Origin of the sequence: Pectobacterium aquaticum (assembly GCF_003382565.3) — a bacterium.
Lineage (GTDB): Bacteria > Pseudomonadota > Gammaproteobacteria > Enterobacterales > Enterobacteriaceae > Pectobacterium > Pectobacterium aquaticum.
Genome location: NZ_CP086253.1, coordinates 3,135,564 through 3,159,885, shown reverse-complemented (window position 1 = coordinate 3,159,885; position 24,322 = coordinate 3,135,564). Strand labels below are relative to the sequence as shown.

Annotated in this window: 23 protein-coding genes; 13 read left to right on the top strand and 10 right to left on the bottom strand. The window is 53.4% G+C overall.

What is annotated here, in order from left to right:
- Position 1: 1 nt before the first annotated feature.
- Positions 2 to 772, bottom strand: coding sequence for an SDR family oxidoreductase (locus DMB82_RS14725; protein ID WP_116163044.1), 771 nt, complete (start codon positions 770 to 772; stop codon positions 2 to 4).
- 28 nt (positions 773 to 800) lie between these two features.
- Entirely contained in the window at positions 801 to 1,481 is a 681-nt protein-coding gene (tesA, locus tag DMB82_RS14720) for a multifunctional acyl-CoA thioesterase I/protease I/lysophospholipase L1 (protein ID WP_202618502.1), read from the bottom strand.
- Here tesA and ybbA point away from each other — a divergent pair.
- Together ybbA and ybbP are read left to right on the top strand one after the other, a co-directional pair.
- Complete coding sequence (gene ybbA, locus DMB82_RS14715; protein ID WP_010307452.1) at positions 1,407 to 2,138, top strand: putative ABC transporter ATP-binding protein YbbA; 732 nt, start codon at positions 1,407 to 1,409, stop codon at positions 2,136 to 2,138. The two genes, tesA and ybbA, sit on opposite strands and share 75 nt — an antisense overlap.
- The gene (ybbP, locus tag DMB82_RS14710) at positions 2,135 to 4,564 is read left to right on the top strand and encodes a putative ABC transporter permease subunit YbbP (RefSeq protein WP_116163042.1); all 2,430 of its coding nucleotides are present in this window, start codon (positions 2,135 to 2,137) and stop codon (positions 4,562 to 4,564) included. Before ybbA ends, ybbP begins: the two co-directional genes overlap by 4 nt.
- A 727-nt stretch (positions 4,565 to 5,291) precedes the next feature.
- On the opposite strand, the gene purN is transcribed toward ybbP, so the two are convergent.
- Both purN and purM read right to left on the bottom strand, forming a co-directional pair.
- Complete coding sequence (gene purN, locus DMB82_RS14705; RefSeq protein WP_010307471.1) at positions 5,292 to 5,930, bottom strand: phosphoribosylglycinamide formyltransferase; 639 nt, start codon at positions 5,928 to 5,930, stop codon at positions 5,292 to 5,294.
- Positions 5,930 to 6,967, bottom strand: a complete 1,038-nt coding sequence (purM, locus tag DMB82_RS14700) for a phosphoribosylformylglycinamidine cyclo-ligase (protein WP_010286490.1) — start codon at positions 6,965 to 6,967, stop codon at positions 5,930 to 5,932. Before purM ends, purN begins: the two co-directional genes overlap by 1 nt.
- 337 nt (positions 6,968 to 7,304) lie before the next feature.
- On the opposite strand from purM, the gene upp reads away from it, so the two are divergent.
- From upp to hda, 3 genes are all read left to right on the top strand, one after another.
- Positions 7,305 to 7,931, top strand: coding sequence for a uracil phosphoribosyltransferase (gene upp, locus DMB82_RS14695; RefSeq protein WP_010307474.1), 627 nt, complete (start codon positions 7,305 to 7,307; stop codon positions 7,929 to 7,931).
- Between the two features lie 204 nt (positions 7,932 to 8,135).
- Positions 8,136 to 9,425, top strand: a complete 1,290-nt coding sequence (gene uraA / locus DMB82_RS14690) for a uracil permease (protein ID WP_010286494.1) — start codon at positions 8,136 to 8,138, stop codon at positions 9,423 to 9,425.
- Positions 9,426 to 9,523: 98 nt separating this feature from the next.
- The gene (gene hda, locus DMB82_RS14685; protein WP_005976214.1) at positions 9,524 to 10,231 is read left to right on the top strand and encodes a DnaA inactivator Hda; all 708 of its coding nucleotides are present in this window, start codon (positions 9,524 to 9,526) and stop codon (positions 10,229 to 10,231) included.
- A gap of 43 nt (positions 10,232 to 10,274) precedes the next feature.
- Here hda and arsC read toward each other — a convergent pair whose 3' ends face one another.
- From arsC to DMB82_RS14655, 6 genes are all read right to left on the bottom strand, one after another.
- On the bottom strand, positions 10,275 to 10,646 hold the full coding sequence (arsC, locus tag DMB82_RS14680; protein ID WP_116163040.1) for an arsenate reductase (glutaredoxin): 372 nt from the start codon (positions 10,644 to 10,646) through the stop codon (positions 10,275 to 10,277).
- Positions 10,647 to 10,660: 14 nt separating this feature from the next.
- On the bottom strand, positions 10,661 to 12,124 hold the full coding sequence (gene bepA, locus DMB82_RS14675; protein WP_116163038.1) for a beta-barrel assembly-enhancing protease: 1,464 nt from the start codon (positions 12,122 to 12,124) through the stop codon (positions 10,661 to 10,663).
- Between the two features lie 151 nt (positions 12,125 to 12,275).
- Positions 12,276 to 12,938 (bottom strand): DUF4276 family protein, encoded by a 663-nt coding sequence (locus DMB82_RS14670; protein WP_116163036.1) that lies wholly within the window; start codon positions 12,936 to 12,938, stop codon positions 12,276 to 12,278.
- Between the two features lie 2 nt (positions 12,939 to 12,940).
- Positions 12,941 to 14,038 (bottom strand): AAA family ATPase, encoded by a 1,098-nt coding sequence (locus tag DMB82_RS14665; protein WP_420892630.1) that lies wholly within the window; start codon positions 14,036 to 14,038, stop codon positions 12,941 to 12,943.
- 191 nt (positions 14,039 to 14,229) lie between these two features.
- On the bottom strand, positions 14,230 to 14,697 hold the full coding sequence (bcp, locus tag DMB82_RS14660; protein ID WP_116155863.1) for a thioredoxin-dependent thiol peroxidase: 468 nt from the start codon (positions 14,695 to 14,697) through the stop codon (positions 14,230 to 14,232).
- Between the two features lie 78 nt (positions 14,698 to 14,775).
- Complete coding sequence (locus DMB82_RS14655; RefSeq protein ID WP_010286503.1) at positions 14,776 to 15,327, bottom strand: glycine cleavage system transcriptional repressor; 552 nt, start codon at positions 15,325 to 15,327, stop codon at positions 14,776 to 14,778.
- A 370-nt stretch (positions 15,328 to 15,697) separates the two neighbouring features.
- Between DMB82_RS14655 and dapA the strand changes: the two genes are divergently transcribed.
- The 8 genes from dapA (at position 15,698) to DMB82_RS14615 (ending at position 24,300) form a co-directional block, all read left to right on the top strand.
- Complete coding sequence (gene dapA, locus DMB82_RS14650) at positions 15,698 to 16,576, top strand: 4-hydroxy-tetrahydrodipicolinate synthase (RefSeq protein WP_010286511.1); 879 nt, start codon at positions 15,698 to 15,700, stop codon at positions 16,574 to 16,576.
- Between the two features lie 16 nt (positions 16,577 to 16,592).
- Positions 16,593 to 17,630, top strand: a complete 1,038-nt coding sequence (gene bamC / locus DMB82_RS14645) for an outer membrane protein assembly factor BamC (RefSeq protein ID WP_116163032.1) — start codon at positions 16,593 to 16,595, stop codon at positions 17,628 to 17,630.
- 147 nt (positions 17,631 to 17,777) lie between these two features.
- Positions 17,778 to 18,491 (top strand): phosphoribosylaminoimidazolesuccinocarboxamide synthase, encoded by a 714-nt coding sequence (purC, locus tag DMB82_RS14640; protein WP_116163030.1) that lies wholly within the window; start codon positions 17,778 to 17,780, stop codon positions 18,489 to 18,491.
- A gap of 219 nt (positions 18,492 to 18,710) precedes the next feature.
- Entirely contained in the window at positions 18,711 to 19,163 is a 453-nt protein-coding gene (locus DMB82_RS14635; protein ID WP_102116711.1) for a DUF441 domain-containing protein, read from the top strand.
- 17 nt (positions 19,164 to 19,180) lie between these two features.
- Complete coding sequence (locus tag DMB82_RS14630) at positions 19,181 to 21,223, top strand: tRNA(Met) cytidine acetyltransferase TmcA (protein WP_116155864.1); 2,043 nt, start codon at positions 19,181 to 19,183, stop codon at positions 21,221 to 21,223.
- Positions 21,224 to 21,270: 47 nt separating this feature from the next.
- The gene (locus tag DMB82_RS14625) at positions 21,271 to 21,498 is read left to right on the top strand and encodes a DUF1272 domain-containing protein (protein ID WP_102116709.1); all 228 of its coding nucleotides are present in this window, start codon (positions 21,271 to 21,273) and stop codon (positions 21,496 to 21,498) included.
- 164 nt (positions 21,499 to 21,662) lie between these two features.
- Positions 21,663 to 22,280 carry an esterase gene (ypfH, locus tag DMB82_RS14620; RefSeq protein ID WP_102116708.1) on the top strand — a complete coding sequence of 206 codons (618 nt, stop codon included), beginning with the start codon at positions 21,663 to 21,665 and terminating at the stop codon, positions 22,278 to 22,280.
- 349 nt (positions 22,281 to 22,629) lie between these two features.
- Positions 22,630 to 24,300, top strand: coding sequence for a methyl-accepting chemotaxis protein (locus DMB82_RS14615; protein ID WP_102116707.1), 1,671 nt, complete (start codon positions 22,630 to 22,632; stop codon positions 24,298 to 24,300).
- The last annotated feature ends 22 nt before the right edge of the window (positions 24,301 to 24,322 follow it).

Sequence of the window (24,322 nt, the reverse complement as noted above, 5' to 3'; positions counted from 1 at the left end):
CTTATCCTCGTAATACCTTATCCAGAAGACACCCCGGTAGCAAACGACGCAGCCAGGTTAAGGCGTGAGCCACTAGCGTCACGGGATAGCGTAATTTTGGCCGTGAACTTTCCAGCGCATGGTGGAGCTTCGGCAAGATCGCTTCTGGCGGCAGCGTGAAGCGCTTGGCGATGCCGGGGTTGGTGACCGGTTTGTCCGTCTGCGTCTGTGCCACGTTAGTGGTAAAGCGCGTACTGATCGGGCCTGGCTCGATCAGGCTGACGTGCAAGCCGCTGCCGTGGAGCTCCATACGCAACGCATCTGACCAGGCTTCCAGCGCATATTTGCTGGCGGCATACGCACCGCGACCCGGTGTAGACACCAGCCCCAGCACGGAACTGGTCTGGATGATACGGCCTTCACCATGCGGCAGCATCGCGGGTAATAATAGCTTTGTGAGCTGATGCGTGCCGAACAGGTTGCTGGAAAACTGCTGTTCAAGCTGCTGGCGCGAAATGGTATTCAACGGACCATATAGACCGTATCCGGCGTTGTTAAACAAACCGTACAGGCGATTATCGGTCAGTCTGATCACCTCCGCCACGGCCTGTTCCACGCTGGCGTTGTCATCCAGATCGAGCGTAATCGCTTCCAGACCCAGCGTGGTCAGACGCGCCACATCCTCTGCTCGGCGGCAGGATGCAATCACGCGATAGCCGCGTTTTTGCAGATCCTGAGCGGCAATCAGGCCAATACCGCTGGAGCAACCCGTAATGAAGACCGTTTTTTGCATAACTTTACCTAATTCAAAAGCCTATTTATTAAGACTCATGGTTAACTAAGGGTTCCAGCTGCTTCGCCATCCAGTCTGCGATAAACGGTTGGGCATCCCGGGTTGGATGGATGCCATCTTCCATCATCCACTCCGGTTTAAGATACACCTGCTCCATAAAGAAAGGCAGCAGAGGAAGCGCAAACTGCTCTGCGAGTTTGGGGTAGATATTGCTGAATGACTCGGTGTAGCGGCGGCCATAGTTGGTCGGCAAACGAACCTGCATCAGCAACGGTTGGGCATTAGCCTGTTTGACCAGCGTGATGATTTTCGCCAGATCCTGCTCAATATTTTGTGCGGGAAATCCCCGAAGCCCGTCATTGCCGCCCAGTTCAATCAACACCCAACGCGGCTGATGCTGTTTCAGCAGGGCAGGAAGACGCGCTAGCGCTTGTGCGGTGGTATCGCCACTAATGCTGGCGTTAACCACCGCGACGCCTTTTTTCTGCGTCTGCCACTGCGTGTTCAATAGCGTTGGCCACGCGTTAGCGATCGGCATCTGATAGCCCGCACTGAGGCTATCGCCCAGAATTAATAATGTGTCAGCGGCGAAAGCGCGTACGCTGCATAATCCCAGAAGCAAAAGGACGAAAACATGTTTGCGAAGACCAGCCCAGCGAGTGCTACGCCAAGCAAAACTGCGCACGTAGAAAACATTCTTGAAGTTCATCATCTTAGTAAGCACGTTGGTCAAGGAGAAAATCGGCTTTCCATCCTTACCGGAGTTGAGCTCATTGTCAAACCTGCGCAGACAATTGCCCTGATTGGTGAATCCGGTTCGGGGAAATCGACGTTACTGGGGATTTTGGCTGGCCTGGATGATGGCACAGAAGGTGACGTTAGCCTGATGGGCAAATCGCTGAGCGCACTGGATGAAGAAGGCCGTGCGGCGCTGCGTGCCCAGCATGTGGGGTTTGTCTTCCAGTCTTTCATGCTGGTGCCGACGCTGAATGCGCTGGAGAACGTGCAATTACCCGCGTTGCTGCGTGGCGAAAGCGACAGCCACAGTCGTGGACAGGCCGAGCAGCTTTTACAGCAGCTCGGGTTGGGTGAACGCTTACATCATCTTCCCGCTCAGCTTTCCGGCGGTGAACAGCAGCGCGTGGCGCTGGCTCGTGCGTTCAGCGGTCGTCCTAACGTCTTGTTTGCCGATGAACCTACCGGGAATCTGGATCGTAAAACCGGTGAGCGCATTGTTGATCTGCTGTTTTCCCTCAATCGCGATTATGCCACCACGCTGATTCTGGTGACGCACGATGAGCAACTGGCGGCCCGCTGCGAGCGACGCCTGCGGTTAGTCGACGGCAAGCTGCGGGAGGACGCATGATCTGGCGGTGGTTCTGGCGCGAATGGCGTTCTCCTTCCTTATTGATTGTCTGGCTGGCGCTAACGCTGGCCGTAGCCTGCGTGCTGGCGCTGGGGACGATCAGCGACCGCATGGAAAAAGGGCTCAGCCAGCAGAGCCGTGATTTTCTGGCGGGCGACCGCGTGCTGCGTGCGTCGCGACCCGTCGCGGAAAACTGGCTTTTAGACGCGCAGCAGCGCGGGCTGACGCTTAGTCGTCAGATTTCTTTCATGACCATGACGTTCGCGGGCGATACGCCGCAACTGGCGCAGGTTAAAGCGACCGACCAGCGTTATCCGCTGTACGGCAATTTGCAGACGCGCCCTGAAGGGCTGCATGCGGAAGCGGGAACGGTGCTGGTGGCCCCGCGCCTGCTGGCGTTGCTTGGGCTGAAAGTCGGTGACATGCTGGATGTCGGCGATACCTCACTGCGTATCAGCGGCGAACTGATTCAGGAACCGGATTCCGGCTTTAATCCGTTTGAGACCGCGCCGCGTATTCTGATGAATCTGGATGATGTCGAGAAAACGGGGGCGATTCAGCCGGGGGGCCGTATTACCTGGCGCTACATGTTTTCTGGCAATGAGAAGCAAATTAGCGAATTTAGCAACTTCATCAAGCCCCAGCTCAAGCCCGATCAGCGCTGGTATGGCATGGAAGATTCCGAAGGTGCGCTGAGCCAGTCGTTAAAGCGGTCGCAGCAGTTCTTGTTGCTGTCGGCGCTGCTGACGCTGCTGTTGTCTATTGCTGCGGTCGCGGTGGCGATGGGGCACTACTGCCGCAGTCGCTATGATTTGGTCGCTATTCTGAAAACGCTGGGAGCCGGCAAACAAGCGCTGAGGAAATTAATTATCGGGCAGTGGCTTTCCGTGCTGGGTCTGGCGGCGGTTTGCGGTAGCGTGCTTGGCCTTGGGTTTGAGGCACTGCTGATGAAAATTCTGGCTCCAGTGCTGCCTGCCGTATTGCCTGCATCCGGGCTGTGGCCGTGGGTATGGGCGCTGGGATCGCTGGTGCTGATCTCGCTGCTGGTTGGGCTGCGTCCGTATCGACTGCTGCTGGCGACACAGCCGCTGCGCGTGTTACGACAGGATGTGGTGGCGAACGTGTGGCCGCTGCGCTATTACCTGCCGATTGTCCTGATTATTGTCGTCGGGCTGCTGGCGGTGTTGTCCGGTGGCGGCGTGCTGCTGTGGTCGCTGCTCGGCGGCGTGGCGGTGTTGTCGCTACTGCTGGGTGTTATTGGCTGGGGCGGTCTGCTGCTGTTACGGCGTCTGACGGTTAAACGACTGGCATTGCGTCTGGCGATTAATCGCCTGCTGCGTCAGCCGTGGTCGACGCTCAGCCAACTGGCGGCGTTTTCGTTGTCCTTCATGCTATTAGCGCTGCTGCTGGTGATGCGCGGTGATTTGCTGGAACGCTGGCAACAGCAGTTGCCGCTGGGCAGCCCGAACTATTTCCTGCTGAATATCACGGCGGAACAGGTGCCGCAGATGAGGGAGTTCCTTTCTCAGCATGACGTGACGCCAGAGCAGTTCTTCCCGATTATTCGTGCGCGCCTGACGGAGATTAATCAGCAGGTTGCTACTGAAGTGATCCACGAGGACGATCCGGGCGGCAACACGGTGAACCGTGAGCTGAATCTGACCTGGATGAACGGGATTCCACAGCACAACGTATTGGTGGAAGGCGAAGCGCCGAAGACGGGCGAAGTCTCGATGGAAGCGAAAGAAGCCAAAGAGATGGGGATCAAGATTGGCGATACGCTGACCTTCACCGGCGACACACAGCCGTTTAGCGCGACGGTGACCAGCTTCCGTCAGGTGGATTGGGAAAGCCTGCGTCCGAATTTCTTCTTTATTTTCCCCGTGGGTGCGCTGGATAATCAGCCACAGTCTTGGCTCACGAGCTTCCGCTACGATGGCGATGAGAAGCTGATTACGCAACTGAACCGCCAGTTTCCGACGGTGAGCGTGCTGGATATCGGCAGTATTCTGCGTCAGGTTGGGCAGGTCTTGCAGCAGGTGAGTCGCGCGCTGGAGATTATGGTCATCCTGGTGCTGTTCTGTGGCGTGCTGCTGTTGCTGGCTCAGATTCAGGTCGGGATGCGTCAGCGACGTCAGGAACTGATGGTATACCGCACGCTGGGAGCCGGGTTGCGCCTGTTGCGCACCACGCTGTGGTGTGAATTCGCGGTGCTGGGCTTGGTGGCGGGAACGGCTGCGGCGATTGGCGCAGAATCGGCCCTGTGGCTGTTGCAGCGTAAGGTCTTTAACTTTGCCTGGGAACCGAATATCGGGATGTGGATAGCACTGCCGTTAATCGCGGCGTTCCTCCTGTCGCTCTGCGGCGGCTGGCTGGGGCTACGACTCTTGCGCGGTAAAGCGCTATTCCGGCAGTTTGCGGGGTAAAATTGCGGATGAAATTCGCCGTTTCTCTTAGGTGCATTTCTATGCAAGCACAGAGGCAGTTTCGTGCGCAGCACTGCCGCCACGCTTATGCAAAAATTTATACGCGCCCGACGCAGGGCGCTTAAGCGCCGCAGCCCTGCGAACCCTGGCTTTTGGCATAAATTATGCCGCTGCGCGGTGCCATCGGTGTGCATGGCCGCTGATCGAGCCGCCAGTGACGCGTTCCCGACGCGGCACTGGCTTTCGCGACGTCCTGTCGCTCACTCGGCGGTCAAGCTCACCGCTGCATAATTTTTGATGCCGGATAACAGAAAAAACCGACTTTCTTACCTTACTGACTGATGGAACTTCTCGGTGCTTCGCCGCCGGTTCCCGTCACGGTTTTGTGCTTCGCCAGATAGTAAAGTGAGCTCGTCTCGTTCCAGCGGTCGTAGCCGAACGGAATTGCTCTTACCGGACATAGTGAATCCTTAATTAATATAAAGGGACGTGAACTGTGGTTACCGAGATCACGCTGGCATGAGTATACCAACGCGAGTATAGCGGCGGCGCGTTCTGTGTAGAACGTTCAATGAGAACTCGTAAATACTTAAAACATAAAGAGGGGGAGAAGAAATGATGATGACTAGCGAGTTGGTGTCGAAAGAAATAAATAAGTGAACAAGTAATAAAGAGTCAGGCCCCGCAGGGGAACCTGACTCTATGATGAAGCGATAAACTGACAATACTACTCGGCAGCATAGCCCTGTGGCGGAATGCGAACACTGTCCAGCCAGGCTTCATTATCCCGCATCACCAGTCTGCCGTTCAGGAACCAGTTGATGACCATCGGATAAATCGTGTGCTCGTGCGTTTTCACACGCTCGCTCAGGCTTTCTTCCGTGTCGTCACTAAATACAGGCACCTTCGCTTGCAGAATCAGTGGGCCGCCATCCAGTTCATCGGTGACAAAATGGACGGAAGTCCCATGTTCCCGATCGCCATTTTCCAGCGCCTTGCGGTGCGTGTGCAGGCCAGGATATTTGGGCAGCAGAGAAGGGTGAATGTTCAGCATTTTGCCAGCAAACTGGGCAACAAATTCCGGGCTAAGAATCCGCATGTAGCCTGCTAAGATCACCAGCGCCGGTTCATATTGCTCAATTTCGTTTGCCAGTGCGGCATCAAATGCAGCACGGTCGGCAAAGTCTTCAGGGTTCAGGACGCACGTAGGAATATCCGCATCCTGTGCGCGTTCTAGCCCGTAAGCCTCCGCATTATTACTGAATACGGCGGCGATCTTTCCTTTAAGGCGTCCGTTTTTACAGGCGTCAATTAACGCCTGCAAGTTGCTTCCATGACCTGAAATCAGCACAACGATGTTTTTCATCAGTTAATAACCACTGCGTCTCCGGCATCGGTTTGAGTAATGACGCCGATTTTCCATGCGTTTTCGCCGCTGCTGTTGAGTAATGCAACGGCCTCGTCTGCCTGTTCGGCTGGCAGTGCGATGATCATACCAACACCGCAGTTGAAAGTACGATACATTTCGTGGCGGCTGACATTACCGGCTTGTTGCAGCCAGTTGAAAACAGCAGGCCATTGCCAGCTGGATTCGTCGATTGTCGCCTGCATGCCTTCTGGCAGCACGCGTGGGATATTTTCCCAGAAGCCGCCGCCGGTCAGGTGAGAAATCGCATGGACATCGACTTTCTCAATCAGGGAAAGTATGGACTTCACGTAGATTTTGGTCGGGGCCAGTAGGTGGTCGGCCAGCGATTTGCCTTCCAGCTCGAACTGCTCTGGATCGGTCTTGCTGACTTCAAGCACTTTGCGCACCAGCGAATAGCCGTTTGAGTGCGGGCCGCTAGAAGCGAGGGCAACCAGAACATCGCCGTTCTGCACTTTGCTGCCGTCAATAATTTCTGATTTTTCTACCACACCGACGCAGAAGCCAGCAACGTCGTAGTCTTCGCCGTGATACATGCCCGGCATTTCGGCGGTTTCGCCACCGACCAGCGCACAGCCTGATTGCTTACAGCCTTCCGCGATACCGGTAATGACGCTGGCAGCGGTGTCGACATCCAGCTTGCCCGTGGCGTAGTAGTCGAGGAAGAACAGCGGCTCAGCGCCCTGAACGACCAGATCGTTCACGCACATCGCAACCAGATCGATACCAATGGTATCGTGGCGTTTCAGGTCCATCGCCAGGCGCAGTTTGGTGCCGACTCCGTCAGTGCCGGAAACCAGAATCGGTTCGCGGTATTTTTGCGGTAAGGCGCACAAGGCACCGAAACCACCCAATCCACCCATAACTTCCGGGCGACGGGTCTGTTTCACTACACCTTTGATACGGTCTACCAATGCATTACCCGCATCGATATCCACGCCTGCGTCTTTATAGCTGAGAGAGGTTTTGTCGGTCACTGCTGAGTCCCCACGAAGGTTACGGGTCGTATTCAGAAAACACGGTATTTAGAAAACATACTGTGGTAAAAATAATGCGCGCTAATTCTAACAGTGTAGGCAATCGTTTGCGAGTGATGAGTCATCGGCTGGCTATTTTTCGTTAATGGCGACAATTTCTTTCCTCGGTTGATCTGGATCAGGCTTAATCATATGGCGCTAAGTAAAAAAGGCGGTATAATCCCGCGATTTTTTTTACGACGGGCTCTCATGCCCGCCGCCCTGCGGGCCGCCGCAAGCGGTGTTTAAAAACGCGCTTGGCGTTTTTGTCCGTCTACTAGCCGATGGGGAGATAATGATGAAGATCGTCGAGGTGAAACACCCACTCGTCAAACACAAACTAGGTTTGATGCGTGAGAACGATATTAGCACGAAGCGTTTTCGTGAGCTGGCTTCCGAAGTGGGAAGTTTGCTGACTTACGAAGCGACGGCTGATCTGGCAACCGAAAAAGTCACCATTGATGGCTGGTGCGGTCCGGTTGAAGTCGATCAGATCAAAGGCAAGAAAATTACCGTCGTACCGATTCTGCGTGCAGGATTGGGGATGATGGACGGCGTGCTGGAAAATGTGCCTAGCGCGCGTATCAGCGTTGTCGGCATCTACCGTGATGAAGAGACGCTAGAGCCTGTTCCTTATTTCCAGAAGCTGGTTTCTAATATCGAAGAGCGCATGGCGCTGGTGGTTGACCCCATGCTGGCAACCGGTGGCTCAATGATCGCGACGATCGACCTGCTGAAAAAAGCGGGTTGTCACAGTATTAAGGTACTGGTATTGGTCGCGGCGCCAGAAGGGATTGCCGCACTGGAAAAAGCCCACCCCGATGTCGAGCTTTACACGGCATCCATCGATAAAGGCCTCAACGAGCAGGGTTACATCATGCCGGGCCTCGGTGATGCGGGCGATAAAATATTTGGTACGAAATAACAGGTAAGCCGACTTGATAGTCGGCTTTTTTTTGGCGTAAACCTAAGTATTTCCTATGGTGCGCCAGAGCCTGTGTTTCGTCACATGCGGTGCTTTATTACATCAGCAGTCAACCTTTTCTTGCTTCATCACCGCGGTGGGGCGGGATAAGTCTGGCTGCCATAAGAAGACACATAAATAACAACACTACAGAGGATATTGAAGATGACTCGTCGCGCCATCGGGGTAAGTGAACGACCACCCTTGTTACAAACCATCCCGTTGAGTTTCCAGCATCTGTTTGCGATGTTTGGCGCTACCGTTCTGGTACCCATTCTGTTCAAGATCAATCCAGCCACCGTACTGTTATTCAACGGTGTGGGGACGCTGCTTTATTTATTCATATGTAAGGGCAAAATCCCAGCGTATTTAGGATCGAGCTTCGCGTTTATTTCCCCAGTTTTACTGCTGTTACCGCTGGGGTATGAAGTCGCACTGGGTGGTTTTATTATGTGCGGCGTGTTGTTCTGTCTGGTGGCGCTGATTGTTAAGAAAGCGGGCACCGGCTGGCTGAATGTGCTGTTCCCGCCTGCGGCGATGGGGGCGATTGTCGCCGTTATCGGTCTTGAACTGGCGGGTGTCGCGGCAGGAATGGCTGGGTTGCTGCCTGCCGATGGCACGTCTGTTGATTCCACCGCGGTGACGATTTCACTGGCGACGCTGGCGATCACCATTCTGGGTTCGGTGCTGTTTCGCGGCTTCCTGGCGATTATCCCGATTCTGATCGGGGTGCTCGCTGGCTATGCGCTGTCGTTCGCGCTGGGCGTGGTCGATTTAACCCCGATTCGTGAAGCGCACTGGTTCGCGATGCCAACATTCTATACGCCACGCTTTGAGTGGTTTGCCATTCTGGCGATTCTGCCCGCGGCGCTGGTGGTGATTGCGGAACACGTCGGCCATCTGGTGGTAACGGCGAATATCGTGAAGAAAGACCTGATGCGTGAACCGGGGCTGCACCGCTCCATGTTCGCCAATGGGATTTCTACCGTGCTGTCCGGCTTCTTTGGCTCCACGCCGAACACGACCTACGGCGAAAATATCGGCGTGCTGGCGATTACCAAAGTGTACAGCACCTGGGTGATCGGCGGTGCGGCGATCCTCGCGATCCTGCTCTCTTGCGTGGGCAAACTGGCAGCGGCGATTCAGGCTGTACCGGTTCCGGTCATGGGCGGCGTGTCGCTGCTGCTGTACGGCGTAATTGGTGCGTCCGGTATTCGTGTGCTGATTGAATCCAAAGTGGATTACAACAAAGCACAAAACCTGATCCTGACCTCCGTGATTCTGATCATCGGCGTCAGTGGCGCGAAAGTGCATCTGGGCTCGACCGAACTGAAAGGCATGGCGCTGGCGACGGTTGTCGGTATCGGCATGAGTCTGGTGTTTAAGGTCATCAGCCTGTTCCGCAAAGAGGAAGAGATCCTCGATGCGCCGGAAGAGAACGACGCGCGTTCATAGCCGCATCATTCCCCCTGTTGAGGCCGTGCGTATTGCGTCCTCAACAGGGCTCGGTTTCTGTGATAAACTAGATCCGTTTCCTGCCCGTTTTGCTTGAGGTGATTCTGAACACGCCGGCACAGCTTTCATTGCCACTCTACTTACCCGATGACGAAACATTTGCCAGTTTCTATCCGGGTGAAAACGCGTCTCTTCTTGCCGCCGTCAATAATGCTTTGTATCAGGAGCATGGTAGCTACATCTATTTCTGGTCACGCGAAGGGGGCGGGCGCAGCCATCTGCTGCATGCTGCCTGCGCCGAGCTGTCGCGTCAGGAACGTGCGGTGGGCTATGTGCCGCTGGATAAACGCGCCTACTTTGTACCCGATGTGCTGGAAGGGATGGAGCAATTGGCGCTGGTGTGCATCGATAACATCGAATCTATCGCGGGCGATGAAGAGTGGGAAATGGCGGTGTTTAATCTGTATAACCGCATTCAGGAAACAGGGCGTGCACGGCTGTTGATTACCGGCGATCGTCCGCCGCGTCAGCTGAATTTACGCCTGCCCGATCTGGCTTCTCGCCTTGATTGGGGACAAATCTACAAGTTGCAACCGTTGTCGGATGACGAAAAAGGGGAAGCGCTACAGCTGCGTGCCAGACTGCGCGGGTTCGAATTGCCGGAAGACGTCAGCCGTTTTCTGCTTAAGCGCCTGGATCGCGAAATGCGCACGTTATTTATGACGCTCGATCAGCTTGACCACGCTTCCATCACCGCCCAGCGCAAGCTGACCATTCCTTTTGTGAAAGAGATCCTCGGACTGTAATTGACGATCGTTATTAACAATCGTCGTTGAGGATTGCTTCCGGCTACAGTATTTCCAGCACCTGCTCTGGCGGACGGCCGATTCGAGCCTGACCTTGCGCCACGACGATGGGGCGCTCGATGAGCTTCGGATTATCGGTCATCGCCTGAATCAGCTGCGCTTCCGTTAGTGCTGTGTCGGACAGCCCTAACTGCTGATAAATTTCTTCTTTGGTTCTCATCAATTCACGTGCGCTAGTAAAGCCCAACTGCTTGATCAACTGTGCCAGCGTCGCGGCATCGGGCGGCGTGTCGAGATAGAGCACGACGTCAGGCGTAATATTGTGTTCTTGCAACAGCGCCAGCGTTTCACGGCTCTTAGAGCAGCGCGGGTTGTGGTAAATCGTCACGGATGTTTTGGTTGGAGACGGTGTCATCGTCATGCTCCTTATCAGGATTTTTGGTACTGGCGAAAGCGCTGCTGTAACTGGCGGAGCTGGTCGATGCGGGCGTCGTAACGCGCCTGTTCCAGACTCCCCAATTTGACTAGTGAACTCGCGTTGCTCAGTAATCGAATAGATTGATCGAGCTGACCGCTGAGGGCCAGACTCTCCGCTCGTGCGGCCAGTTCTTCTGCCCGCTGTCCTTGTGCTGCTGCGGCTTGTGCCAGCAGATCCCAGCCGTTCGAATCGTCAGGGTGTGCGTAGGTGTAGCGATACAGTATTTTGCTGGCGGCAGCAGGTTGTTTCCCTTCTACATAAGCATTCGCCAGATTAAGCTGAAGTACCGGGTTCGCTTGCATTCCAGGCACGTTTTGTAAACGGGCGACAGCCTGTGTCGCGCGGCTTTGTCCCAGATCGATGTCCGTCATCATATCCAGAAACCACGGATTTTCAGGCGCGCTGCTTAGCAGCGGTTGCAGCACATTACGTGCTTCATCGTACTTCTTCGCCTGATAAAGCTGTATCGCGCGGCCATACTTCGCAGCTAGCTGCTCCCGCACGTTGCCTTTTTCCCATTGCTCCAGCAGATCGTTGCTCAGCGGTCGTTCCGGTGATCCATACATGCCAAAGGTGCGTATTTTGGCGAACAGGAAATCCTGAGAAGATTGCACTGGCGTTGAGCGCATCTGGTTGGCGCGGTTGCGGGCATCGGACAGGCGGCTTTCCGGCAAGGGGTGAGTCAACAACATTTCCGGCGGTCTGGAGGCATAGCGAGATTGATCCGCCAGCTTTTGCAGGAAATTCGGCATGGCCTGTGGATCAAAGCCCGCGCGCTGCAACACCTGAATACCGATGCGATCCGCTTCTTGTTCATTCGACTGCGTGAACGTAATCATGCCCTGCTGCGCACCCGCCAGCGTGCCGCTGAGCGCCGCCATCCCCAACTGTGGGTTGGCCATCGCCAGCAGAATAGAACCGAGCGCGCCGACCCAGGTAAGCGGGGCGCTACGCTGCTGTGATTCCATGCTACGTGCCAGATGACGCTGGGTAACGTGGGAGATTTCATGCGCCAGCACCGAGGCCAGCTCGCTTTCGCTATCGGCATAGCGGAACAGCGCAGAATGCAGCACCACGTTGCCGCCGAAGAAGGCGAAGGCGTTGATGTCATCATTGCGGATCAGGTAAAAATGGAACGGCGTACGCACCGAATCGGCCTGTTTAACTAATCTGTTGCCGAGCTGGTTAATATAATTGGACAGCAGCGGATCGTTGATAAGCGGCGCACCTGCGCGCAACTGGCGGACGTAAAAATCGCCCATCGCCAGTTCCTGATTGATACTGAGCGTACCGCCTGCGGTGGTGCCGATATCCGGCAGCCGATCCTGCGTGTCGGCCTGAGCAGGAAACAGGTTGCCAGCCAGTAATGTCCCAAACAGGACGGACATGACCGTTTTTCTTAACCGAATAGACATAACGGAAGATAACCTTATCAACAGCTAACATGAAAACATTCTGCTGACTATCTTAGCCAGCGATGGCAGACAAAGAAATGCCCGAGCGGGAAAAACGTGGTGAAAGTGGAAGTCCGCATGGAAGAAATCTCATCTCACAGAGATAACTTTATCAGGACTGAGGCGGTTTCAATGCTTCCAGACGCTGTAGCCAGTCTTCAAAATGAGGACATTGCTGACGAATCGTATCCAACCCAATATCTGCGGCAATCAGTGGCCCATGTAACGTTTTTTGATATTCTGGTATGGCAGAAAGAATACGTTTTGAGGGGGCGGTCTGTGGGCTATTATTAATGGATTCAGGAGAATCGAACGCAAGCTTAATATTGTTAAGTTCAATTATCGGCTTTTTTTCTTCAAGCCAGTCTGCGAATTTTTCTGGGTCGCAAAATAGCAACGCTTCAAATTCATGTAATAAAAAATTGGCGATAAAATTAGGCTGAGCAATATCGGCATCAAAGGTGTTTTCCAAATCTTCGATCCACGAATATATATCTTCATTAACAGATTTGCCTTGCCCAACCATTGGGAAATCAGTCGGGAGGCCATAATAATCAATCAGCGTGGTTACCCAGGCTTTCTTATCTTGCTGGCACAGCCTGGTTATTTGATGTTTCACTTTTCCATAGCTGACAATTCCACCTTTATGCCCTCGGCTGGTTTGTGCCAGAATCGCATTAAGGTAAATACCTTGCCGCACAAAGTAAGGGGCCAACGTATCGCGAACAAATGTTTCTTCCGTTTGTCCTTCAACAAAAACATTAATCCTCGTCATGATTATCGTTGTGGCCTCCCGCCAAGTATGTTTTTCTTCCACAGCTCTCCTAAACTGTAATCTTCCAGCCACTCTTGCAGTGAATCTTGATCCAAACGTTTAAACGTGGAGGCGCCAAGATGTTTATCCACGACGATCAGATCTTCGGCTTCGAATTCATTAACCAACTCAACAGATTGTGTTGAAACAATAAGTTGGTGCTGTTCGCTTGCGCTTCTGATGAGTGCCGCGAGCACGTTGATGGCATAAGGGTGCAGGCCTAATTCAGGTTCATCGATGATGATAGCGCTGGGCATGTAGGTTTCAGGTTGGAGCAGTACTGTCGCCAGCAGAATGAAACGCAGTGTGCCATCGGACAGTTCATGAGCTTTAAAGGGAATATCCTGATCTTTTTCGATCCATTCGAGTTGAATACTGTCGGAGTTATCCGGCGTAGGACGGAGATAAAAATCGCCAAAGAAAGGAGCGACCATCTGAATCGTTTTCACAATACGCTGATAATGTGCCGTGTGATTCTTTTGCAAACGAAATAGAAATGCGGCTAAATTGGCACCGTCTTCTCGTAAATAGTCATTATCGTTAATACGGTGGATTTGTTTAACCCTGGCGCTTTCACTCGTGTCATTTAAATGATAAACCTCCACTGTTTCTAACAGAGGAAGTATATCATCAAGTTTGTTTGAGCCATTGTAAGAACGGTATGTCTTATGCTGTGATTCAAAATGACCACTGGTCATCACGGGCCCATGTTGTTGGAATATATCTTCAGATTGAAACATCATCCGGTTATCGTTCGTCGGCACCAAAGAGAAATGGTAGTTTGTGTCTGTAAAGAAGACATTTCCTTCCAAATAAGGGCTATTTTTACGCCCAAAGTGAAGTAGCGCATCAGGCCCACCACTTTTGCCAACAAAAAGTTGTAAGCGCTGAGCAAGTAGGTTCGTTACCAGACGAAAAAATCCCATGAAGTTGGACTTTCCGGCACCATTAGCCCCGATCAGAATGTTCAACGTGCGCATTTCCACATCACAGGCGGCGATAGATTTATATCCTTGAATCACAATACGGCTGATTTGTGTATTGCGAGCTGCTTTTTTTATCATCTGCGCGGTTCACCTCTTAGCGATATGAGCATGGCTATTGTGCATCAATAATATGGCTTACGGTGAGCAAAATTGCAGAGATGAGGGTGGAATGAAAACGACCAAATGGAAAAACGTGATGAAGAGGGAGAATAACAGGAAAAACCGGCACGTATGACGGTGCCGGTGGAAAATCTGAAAGCGGTGAATCAGACGCTTTTCAGATAATCGAGAACGATGTCGTGGTGGTTGCTGGTTTTGAAGTCGTCAAACACCTTTTCCACCTTGCCATTTTCATCGATCAGGAAGCTGATGCGATGAATACCGTCATAGGTTTTCCCCATGAAGGTTTTTTCTCCCCAAACGCCAAACCCTTCTGAAACCTGATGATCCTCATCAGAAAGCAGCGTGAAATTTAAGACTTCTTTCTCGACAAAGCGGGACAGCTTTTCTGATTTGTCCGTGCTAATACCGAGAACTTCAACGCCATGTTTTTTCAAATCGTCCATATTATCACGCAGGCCGCAGGCCTGAACGGTGCATCCTGGCGTCATCGCTTTAGGGTAGAAATACACCAACACTTTCTGTCCCTGGAAGTCGGTTAAATTTACTTGTTCGCCATCTTGGTCGGGCAAGCTAAATTTCGGTGCAATATCACCGGCTTTCAGTGTGTTCATCACGACTCTCCGTCTTGTTTCTCTTCATGCTGTGGATATACCCATAATCTTGCGGCCCAATACTCTTGGGCACAAATGCTACTGGGCATAGTTAACGACGCTAATACTGCCTTGTGCGTGCAATTCTGTACATAGCTGATGAAAGGCTGGCTCAATAATTGAGCTATCCAGCGTGGCAGAACTGTGTGCGGCAATCTGAATATACAGCTGCGGCGGCTTGTCACCCTCGGCAGGCTGGGTTTTTGAAACCAGCTCAGCAATGTTTAGCTGGTGAGAATCGAACAAATCGGTAAAACGCTCGATGATGTGAGGGGAGTCGGCAACGTCAACCTTCACCCAGACGGTAGAAGGGGTTGGTTGGCTAGCCTGTGACTCCGTCCGCTTCATCACGATTAGCAAATCCATCTCCGCGCCTTTCAGCGGCAGAGTTGATTCAATCAGCGTTATCGCGTTCCAGCTACCGGACAGCAGCATAATGAAGGTGAACTCTTTGCCCAGCATAGCAAGACGGCTATCTTCGATGTTGCAGCCACAGCTACTGACGTGGCGCGTAATCGCATTGACAATACCGGGGCGATCGACTCCCAGCGCGGTAATAACCAGATAGTGTTCTTGTGAGCTTGGCAACATCATGCTTCCTGTCTTTTTTCCCATTAATCACATGGTAAACATAAAAAATTGCCTGGAGCAATTTTTAACGCCGCTTGCGGCGGCCCAAAGGGCGGTGGGCAGGGATAGCCCACCGTAAAAAACTGGAGCAATTTTTAACGCCGCTTGCGGCGGCCCGAAGGGTGGCGGGCAGGGATAGCCCACCGTAAAAAACGGGAGCTATGTTGGCTATCCTTGCTAGCCGATTTCCCCAAAACGTCAGAAGCATTTTTAATTTCGTTTACTGCGTCATAAAAAAACCTGCGTCAGGCACCTACAACGCCCTTGTCCGCTTGCTTTTGCATAGAAGTCAAAAGTACCATGAAGCACTTGTTTGTGGAGGGGATGGCCAATGTTTACGGGAAGTATTGTTGCGCTAGTTACGCCGATGGACGCCAAAGGCGCCGTCGATCGGGCGAGCTTGAAAAAACTGATTGATTATCATGTCGCTAGCGGTACATCGGCGATTGTCTCTGTCGGCACGACGGGGGAATCCGCCACGCTGAGTCACGACGAGCATGGCGATGTCGTGCTGCTGACTCTGGAACTGAGCGACGGACGTATTCCTGTCATCGCTGGAACCGGTGCGAATGCTACCGCTGAAGGCGTTTCACTGACTAAACGCTTTCATGGCACCGGCGTTGTTGGCTGCCTGACGGTCACACCGTACTACAATAAACCGACGCAGGAAGGCCTGTACCAGCACTTCAAAGCGATTGCCGAGCATACCGATCTGCCGCAAATCCTGTATAACGTACCTTCCCGCACCGGCTGCGACATGCTGCCGGAAACTGTTGCCCGTTTGTCCGAAGTGAAAAATATTGTCGCAATTAAAGAAGCGACGGGGAACTTAAGTCGGGTGAGCCAGATCCAAGAGCTGGTTAGTGAAGACTTCATTTTGCTGAGCGGCGATGACGCCAGCGGTCTGGACTTTATGCAACTCGGTGGTAACGGTGTGATTTCCGTAACGGCGAACATTGCTGCGCGTGAAATGGCGGAACTTTGCAAGCTGGCGGCGCAGGGTAATTTTGTCGAAGCGCGCCGTTTAAATCAGCGCCTGATGCCACTGCATCAGAAATTATTTGTTGAACCCAATCCTATTCCGGTGAAGTGGGCCTGTAAGGAATTGGGACTCATGGCGACCGATACGCTGCGCCTGCCAATGACACCGCTGACCGATTCCGGTCGTACGGTGATGGGGCAAGCACTTAAGCAAGCGGGTTTGCTGTAATCGTTAGGGAGATTTAATGAGTTATTCATTACAAAAGTCGATGGTGGCGAAAGTTGTTGGCATATCACTCGTGATGTTGCTGGCGGCTTGTTCCAGCGATCAGCGCTATAAGCGTCAGGTCAGTGGCGATGAATCCTATCTGAAAGCACCGGCGCTGCACGCGCTGAATACGCCTGCCGGGATGATTTTACCGGTGCAGAACGGGGATTATGATATACCGCCAGTTACCCTGAATGGTGCGGTCGGCAAGGAGCTGGATATCCGTCCTCCCGTGCAGCCATTGGCTTTGTTGAATGGTTCCCGTACCCAGATTTCAGGAGATACGGCAACGCTGCTGTTAGAAAACAGCGCGCAAAACAGCCAGCTCTGGTCTCAGGTTATCCGCGTGTTGCAAGACAAAGCGTTCACCATTGCCAGCCGTCAGGATGCCAGCCAAACGCTGACGACTGATTGGATCTCATGGCCGCGTGAAGATGAAGACGTTCCGTATCAAGGACGTTATCAGATTTCCGTGCAGCAGCAGGGTTATCAGGTCGCACTGGTCGTGAAACTGCTGGGATTACAGCTGAACGGTCAGCCGGTGACAGCGGGCGATCAGGCCCAGCGATACACCGGCTTGATGCTGAATGCGCTTAGCAATGGTCTGGATTCTCAGGCAACCGCACGCGAAAACGCACTGGCAAACCGCACCATTGGTTCGCTGGATGTGCAGAGCGGGGCGGATGACACTGGTCTGCCACTGTTGATTGTGCGCGGCCCGTATACCGTGGTGTGGGATCGTCTGCCTGTCGCGTTGGACAAAATCGGCATGAAGGTTAACGATCGCAGCCGTCCGCAGGGTTCTGTCTCCGTGACGTATCGTGCGCCGAGCGGCGGAACCTGGGATGACCTGGGTGCGAAAAATCCTGAACTGCCTAACGGCGATTACAAATTGCAGGTCGGCGATTTAGATAACCGCAGCAGTCTGCAATTTATCGACTCCAAAGGGCATACGCTAACCCAGTCTCAGAACGATGCACTGGTGGCCGTATTCCAGGCGGCGTTCAGTAAATAACGCATAAATAAACCAAGGGTCGGATTATCCGGCCCTTCTTCATTCAACAATCTCTACCCGAATTGACGGGCGCTATCGGCAACCGTTCGGGGAAGCGTTAAATATCGGGTCGTACTTGTTGACCCTCACTGTGTGGAGTAATTAAAGATGCAAAAGCTAGCTGAGCTGTATCGTGGAAAGGCGAAAACCGTCTACACCACCGAAGATCCCGATCTACTGGTGCTGGAGTTCCGCAATGATACATCAGCAGGAGACGGTGCACGCATTGAGCAGTTTGACCGTAAAGGAATGGTGAATAACAAATTCAACCATTTCATCATGAGCAAACTGGAAGAAGCTGGAATCCCAACGCAAATGGTGAGCCTGCTGTCTGACAATGAAGTGCTGGTGAAAAAGCTGGACATGGTGCCGGTCGAGTGTGTCGTGCGCAACCGCGCGGCGGGATCGCTGGTAAAACGTCTGGGTATCGAAGAAGGCATCGAGCTGAACCCGCCGTTGTTCGATCTGTTCCTGAAAAACGATGAGATGCATGACCCGATGGTGAACGAATCTTACTGCAAGACGTTCGGCTGGGTGAATGAAGAGAATCTGGCTCGCATGAAAGAGCTGAGCTACAAGGCGAACGACGTGCTGAGCAAACTGTTTGGCGACGCCGGGCTGATTCTGGTCGATTTCAAGCTGGAGTTCGGTCTGTTCAAAGGTGAAATCGTGCTGGGCGATGAGTTCTCACCAGACGGTAGCCGCCTGTGGGACAAAGAAACGCTGAACAAAATGGATAAAGACCGTTTCCGTCAGAGCCTCGGTGGTTTGATTGAAGCGTATGAAGAAGTTGCGCACCGTATCGGCGTAAAATTAGACTAACTGCGCAATCGTTTACGTTCAGGTCGCCAGTCTGCGATAGGCTGACGGCCTGAATGTTTTATCTATTTTTCTCTCGAAAAGCAGCCTTTCTCTTCTCGTTTCTGGCTGAATGATTTGCTGACTTACCCCTTATTTCGACTCCTGCCCCTGACCCCGATTAATGCTATCATCGCGGTTTGCTTAACGCGCAACCCGACGACTTTCGACAGACTCACATCCATGGCTTATTTCGATCCGACATTGTTAATTCTGCTCGTCCTAGCGGGGCTGGGTATCATCAGCCACAACATGACCGTCACACTGGCGATTCTGGTTTTGCTGGCGATACGCATCACGCCTTTGAATAACTATTTCCCGTGGGTAGAAAAATACGGCCTGAGCATCGGTATCGTCATTCTGACGATTGGTGTGATGGCACCGATTGCCAGCGGAAAAATTACCGCCAGTGAAGTCATGCATTCCTTCCTGCACTGGAAATCCCTGCTGGCGATCCTCATTGGTGTTGTCGTGTCCTGGCTTGGCGGACGCGGCGTGTCGCTGATGAGTAACCAGCCCTCTGTGGTGGCCGGGCTGCTGGTGGGGACGGTCATGGGCGTGGCGCTGTTTCGCGGCGTTCCGGTTGGTCCGCTGATCGCCGCAGGGCTGCTTTCTCTGCTGATCGGCAAGACCTGATTGATTCGGCGCGTGTGATGATGTTGCATGATTTTCTCCACAGCCAGCGCCAGCAGCAGCGCTATGGCGTCCGGCGATTGCTGGTGCTGAGCGGTGAAGCGAACTGGTGTGAAGAGCAGGCGTTGGCGCTCAGTGGCCAATTGTCCGGCGACTGGCTGTGGGTTAGCGAATCCGCACCTGATTCCGTCACCGCACTGCCAGCCAGTCGAGTGCGGACGCTGCTGGGGAGGGAGTTTCTTCACGCGGTGTTTGATGCACGCAGCGGCGTGGATGTCGACGCGTTGGCGATGCTGTCAGGTACGCTACAGGCCGGTAGCTGGCTGATTATGCTGGTGCCGTCGTGGCAGGCATGGCCGACGCAGCCGGATGAAGACAGCCTGCGCTGGAGCGAACAAGAAAAGCCGATTGCTACCCCGCACTTTATTCAGCATTTTCAGCGCCAGCTACTGGCCGATGAGGACGTGGTGCTCTGGCAGCAGGGCTGGGCATTCGTGATTCGGCCACTGGCCGCGCGATCGGACTGGCAGCCTGCGAACGGCGAACCGACAGCGCAACAGCAGCAGATTCTGCATGAGCTGAATGCCGCAGAATCTGGTGTGTTTGTTATTACCGCACCGCGCGGGCGGGGGAAATCAGCGCTGGCGGGAATGCTGACTCAGCGGAGTCGGGGAGCCTGCTGGATTACCGCACCTTCCCGTGCCGCGGCGGAGATTCTGCAACAGCACGCACGTACCGAGACGCAGTTCTGGGCACCTGATGCGCTGCTGACACACTGCCGCCTTCATGGCGATCCCAATGTCGACTGGCTGTTAATTGATGAAGCGGCGACGATTCCGTCTTCCGTGCTTTCCGCGCTGTTACGGTATTTTCCCCGCATTCTGATGACCACGACGGTGCAGGGGTATGAAGGTACTGGACGGGGATTTCTGCTGAAATTTTGTGCGACGTTGCCGCAGTGGCGGGCATTTACGCTGGACGATCCTTTGCGCTGGGCCGCGAATGATCCACTGGAGCGGGTGTTGGATCAGGCATTGTTATTTAACGAACCCGAAGCGTTTCATTCCCCGCAGCCGCCCGATCGACCTATTCCCTCTTCTGCGTTGGAAAGTCGAATCGAACGCGCTGACGACTGGCTGGCACATCCTGACCGCCTGACGTGGTGCTACGCGCTCTTGTGCAGTGCGCATTACCGTACCTCGCCGCTGGATCTGCGCCGTCTGATGGATGCGCCGGGCATGCATATTGCCAGCGCACAGATGGCGGGCGAGATGTGTGGCGTGCTGTGGTTAGTGGAGGAAGGCGGACTGTCTGCCTCACTGGCGCATGAGGTGTGGGCCGGACGGCGGCGACCGCGCGGTAATCTGGTGGCGCAGTCGCTGGCGGCACACGCCGGGCTATGGTATGCACCAACGCTACGTGCTCGCCGCGTGAGCCGGATTGCGGTGGCATCGGCATATCGCCGACAGGGGATTGGTCGCGCGTTAATTGCTGAACAGATACGTGAGGCACAGCGACAGGCGCTGGATTACCTGTCGGTTAGCTTTGGCTATCAGCCAGACCTGTGGGCATTCTGGCAGTCGTGTGGGTTTCAACTGGTGCGTATCGGTAGCCATCTTGAAGCCAGCAGCGGCTGTTACAGCGCGATGGCGATACTGCCGTTGAGTGAAGCGGGACAGCGTCTGGCGCAGCAGGGAAGCCAGCAATTGGCGCGTGACTGGTTTTGGTTACAGCGCCTGATTCCGCTGAACCTTGCGCTGCCGCAGACAGAAAATACCGAGTTGGATGAAGACGACTGGCGTGAGCTGGCGGGGTTTGCGTTTGCGCATCGGCCGATGGAGGCCAGCTTCGCTGCGCTTTGCCGCCTGTTGAGTCACACTGCATTGCCACTGCCTTCGTTACGCCTGCTGGCGGAAAAGCCGAGTGAAAGCGAGCAGATAGCCACGACGCTGGGGCTGACTGGTAAAAAAATGCTCCTGAGGCGTTGGCGAGAAGAGGCCGCCGCTGCGCTGCTCGATCTCGATGCGCAACGGTGCCGTAGATGGGTTTCCCAAATTTTGTGAAATCTGATAAGTTGTAAGATTCACTCTGTGCCTTTCAGGATAAGCCAATGCTGGAATTACGCCCCAACTGTGAGCACTGCGATTGTGATTTGCCGCCGGATGCTGAAACATATATCTGTTCCTATGAGTGTACGTTCTGTCCTGACTGTGCCGATTCTGTCTTTCACCACGCCTGCCCGAACTGCGGCGGCGAACTGGTTAAACGGCCTGTGCGTCCAACACGCTGTCTGGTGAACGATCCGGCCTCAACGATCCGTATTATCAAACCGCATTGACAGGGAGGGGCGAGCATCTCTGTCTGTCGTTGCAAAAAATGGAACATCTCGTTCAGTAATTCCCGATTTCTCCTGTTGGTGCACGGCGTATAGTGAGGATTAACCGTACCTTATGACGAATATTGGCAGGTGACGCCTTCGGCGCATGCCTTCAGGAGAGAAACGTGAATCAAGATTATGTTGTTGTTCAGCAGCCTTCGGAAGCAAATCGGTTAATCTTGCTGTTTCATGGCGTGGGCGATACCGCCGCAGGCATGGCACAGATTGGGCGCTATTTTGCCGCCGCATTGCCGCAGGCGATGGTGATCAGCATTGCTGGACCGTTCAGCAGCGGCTATGGTGACGGGCGGCAGTGGTTCTCTGTTCAGGGAATCACGGAAGAGAATCGTTTCTCCCGTATTGAGGCGAATCTGCCGCGTTTTATCGAGACGGTACGTCACTGGCAGGGGCAAAGCGGCATGAGTGCGGAACACACCGTGCTGGTGGGCTTCTCACAGGGCAGCATTATGTCACTGGAGGCGTTGAAGTCTGAATCCTTGCTGGCTGGGCACATTATCGCGTTCAGCGGTCGCTTTGCTGTGTTGCCAGAAAAGGCATTTGCCGATGTCGCGGTGCACCTGATTCACGGTGAAGCGGACGGTGTGATTGTGGTTGGACATGCTCACGCTGCCGCTCAGCGTTTTCAGGAACTGGGGACGTCGTTTACGCTGGATGTTGCCCCCGCTGTTGGGCACGGCATTGATGAAAGGATGTTGAAACAGGCGTTAGCCTACCTCAAATAAAAATCTATCCCGCTATCCCCGTCATACTTCAAGCTGCATGTGCATTGGTTTCCCTTAAATGCAGGGTCATTACAGGACATTTAAAGGACCAACATCTGTTCACGTTTTATCATGCGGCTCGAATTATCTTTTATTTCATCAGATTATCTTATTGCTCGATTCTTTACTTCTCTATTCAAGGTTGATCTTATATTTTTAGGAATGAGAATTTATCCATATGAAAAATAATATAGTCCATATCGGGGTGTTAAATAATATAGGCAATGTTTTTATTTGTGTTGAGTGTTCAATATTTCCCTTCTTTTTTCGGATATAAATATCGCATCCTTATGGAAAAAGAGGGTGTGCCATGTTTAAACGTATTCGAGTCATTACCATCCTTGTTATTTTACTGTTTGTCTTGGGGATATCTCAATTTTTAACCGGTGCGCTATCCGTTCGGGCACTGATTAACGACAGAGAAGGATTCCTTGTCTCCCAACGCTCTAACCAGAATGTAGCTGCATTTACCGATGCATGGATTATGATGAATCAGACGCGCATCGCTATCGGTTCTATTATACAAAACATGATGATGGGGAATGCGGATAAAGAGGCTATGCAGGCTCTTTTACAGCAAGCCAAATCTCACTTGGCCGCCTCAGAGAGTAGTTATAAACACTATTTGTCTCTGCCTAATACACCTGGGTTGGATGAAGCATTATCCAAAAAACTTGAGGCGAGCTATACCGCTTACGACAAGCTACTGAATGATATCGTTGATTCGCTTTCCGGTGGCTTAGCGGGGGCGGCGATGAAATTGAGTAGCGGTGCGACGCCGCTTAACGTGGCCATGCAGGACGCCTATATTACGTGGCGAGCGGCGCAAAACCAGTTGTCGGATGACGGGCTACAGGAAAACCACGCGGCATTTGAAACGATGCTGTGGCTTCTTGGTGCACTCTCTGTGGTCGTGGTGCTGGTAATTATCCTCAGTTGGATCGGGTTGCAGCGTATTCTTTTGCACCCGCTGCGTACGCTCATGCGGCATATCAGTGCGATTGCCGAGGGCAATCTGACACATCCTATTGATGCTACTGGGCGCAATGAGATGAGCCAGCTTGCGGCGGGGCTACATCATATGCAGCAGTCATTAATCCGTACCGTGAGTCTGGTGCGTGATAGTTCCCACTCCATCCACGCTGGGGCCAGCGAAATTTCGGTGGGCAGTAACGATCTGTCTTCGCGCACGGAGCAGCAGGCCGCATCGCTACAGGAAACGGCGGCTAGCATGGAGCAACTGACCTCAACGGTGAAGCAGAACTCAGACAACGCGCGTCATGCCACGCTGTTGGCAAGAAATGCGTCGGAAACGGCTAATAAAGGCGGTACCGTCGTCGATAATGTTGTGAAAACGATGAATGAGATAGCCGACAGTTCACAAAAAATCGCCCACATCACCAGCGTGATTGATAGCATCGCCTTCCAAACCAATATTCTGGCGCTGAATGCAGCAGTAGAGGCGGCGCGTGCCGGGGAGCAAGGGCGAGGCTTTGCCGTGGTGGCGGGTGAAGTACGAACGCTGGCGCAGCGCAGTGCTCAGGCTGCCAAAGAGATCAAATCGCTGATTGATGATTCGGTTAGCCGCACCAATATCGGCTCTTTGCAGGTGAAAGACGCGGGTGACACGATGAAAGAAATCGTTGGGGCTGTGAGTCGGGTGACGGATATTATGGGGGAAATCGCGTCGGCATCCGATGAGCAAAGCCGCGGGATCGAGCAGGTTGGTCAGGCGGTCAATGAAATGGATCGTGTCACTCAGCAAAACGCCTCGCTGGTAGAAGAATCCGCGTCTGCTGCGGCGGCATTGGAAGAGCAAGCCAGATATTTACAGAATGCGGTGGCGGTGTTCAAGCTTGATCAAGCCGCAGCGCAGGAACATCGTGCCGAGAGCGTACCTTCGCTTGCTGCATTACCAAAATCACTGTTACCTAAACCCGCTCATGCTGGGTCATCGAATGCGAATTGGGAAACGTTTTAGCTGATGAGAGCGTTTTAATGAA

Bases quoted from the DNA above. Each gene is read 5' to 3' on its own strand.
- purC (WP_116163030.1), top strand. From the start codon at position 17,778: ATGCAAAAGCTAGCTGAGCTGTATCGTGGAAAGGCGAAAACCGTCTAC.
- DMB82_RS14625 (WP_102116709.1), top strand. From the start codon at position 21,271: ATGCTGGAATTACGCCCCAACTGTGAGCACTGCGATTGTGATTTGCCG.
- bepA (WP_116163038.1), bottom strand. From the start codon at position 12,124: ATGTCTATTCGGTTAAGAAAAACGGTCATGTCCGTCCTGTTTGGGACA.
- DMB82_RS14635 (WP_102116711.1), top strand. From the start codon at position 18,711: ATGGCTTATTTCGATCCGACATTGTTAATTCTGCTCGTCCTAGCGGGG.
- DMB82_RS14615 (WP_102116707.1), top strand. From the start codon at position 22,630: ATGTTTAAACGTATTCGAGTCATTACCATCCTTGTTATTTTACTGTTT.
- uraA (WP_010286494.1), top strand. From the start codon at position 8,136: ATGACTCGTCGCGCCATCGGGGTAAGTGAACGACCACCCTTGTTACAA.
- dapA (WP_010286511.1), top strand. From the start codon at position 15,698: ATGTTTACGGGAAGTATTGTTGCGCTAGTTACGCCGATGGACGCCAAA.
- DMB82_RS14725 (WP_116163044.1), bottom strand. From the start codon at position 772: ATGCAAAAAACGGTCTTCATTACGGGTTGCTCCAGCGGTATTGGCCTG.
- tesA (WP_202618502.1), bottom strand. From the start codon at position 1,481: ATGAACTTCAAGAATGTTTTCTACGTGCGCAGTTTTGCTTGGCGTAGC.
- bcp (WP_116155863.1), bottom strand. From the start codon at position 14,697: ATGAACACACTGAAAGCCGGTGATATTGCACCGAAATTTAGCTTGCCC.
- DMB82_RS14670 (WP_116163036.1), bottom strand. From the start codon at position 12,938: ATGACGAGGATTAATGTTTTTGTTGAAGGACAAACGGAAGAAACATTT.
- purN (WP_010307471.1), bottom strand. From the start codon at position 5,930: ATGAAAAACATCGTTGTGCTGATTTCAGGTCATGGAAGCAACTTGCAG.
- ybbP (WP_116163042.1), top strand. From the start codon at position 2,135: ATGATCTGGCGGTGGTTCTGGCGCGAATGGCGTTCTCCTTCCTTATTG.
- DMB82_RS14630 (WP_116155864.1), top strand. From the start codon at position 19,181: ATGATGTTGCATGATTTTCTCCACAGCCAGCGCCAGCAGCAGCGCTAT.
- DMB82_RS14655 (WP_010286503.1), bottom strand. From the start codon at position 15,327: ATGTTGCCAAGCTCACAAGAACACTATCTGGTTATTACCGCGCTGGGA.
- arsC (WP_116163040.1), bottom strand. From the start codon at position 10,646: ATGACACCGTCTCCAACCAAAACATCCGTGACGATTTACCACAACCCG.
- ybbA (WP_010307452.1), top strand. From the start codon at position 1,407: ATGTTTGCGAAGACCAGCCCAGCGAGTGCTACGCCAAGCAAAACTGCG.
- upp (WP_010307474.1), top strand. From the start codon at position 7,305: ATGAAGATCGTCGAGGTGAAACACCCACTCGTCAAACACAAACTAGGT.
- bamC (WP_116163032.1), top strand. From the start codon at position 16,593: ATGAGTTATTCATTACAAAAGTCGATGGTGGCGAAAGTTGTTGGCATA.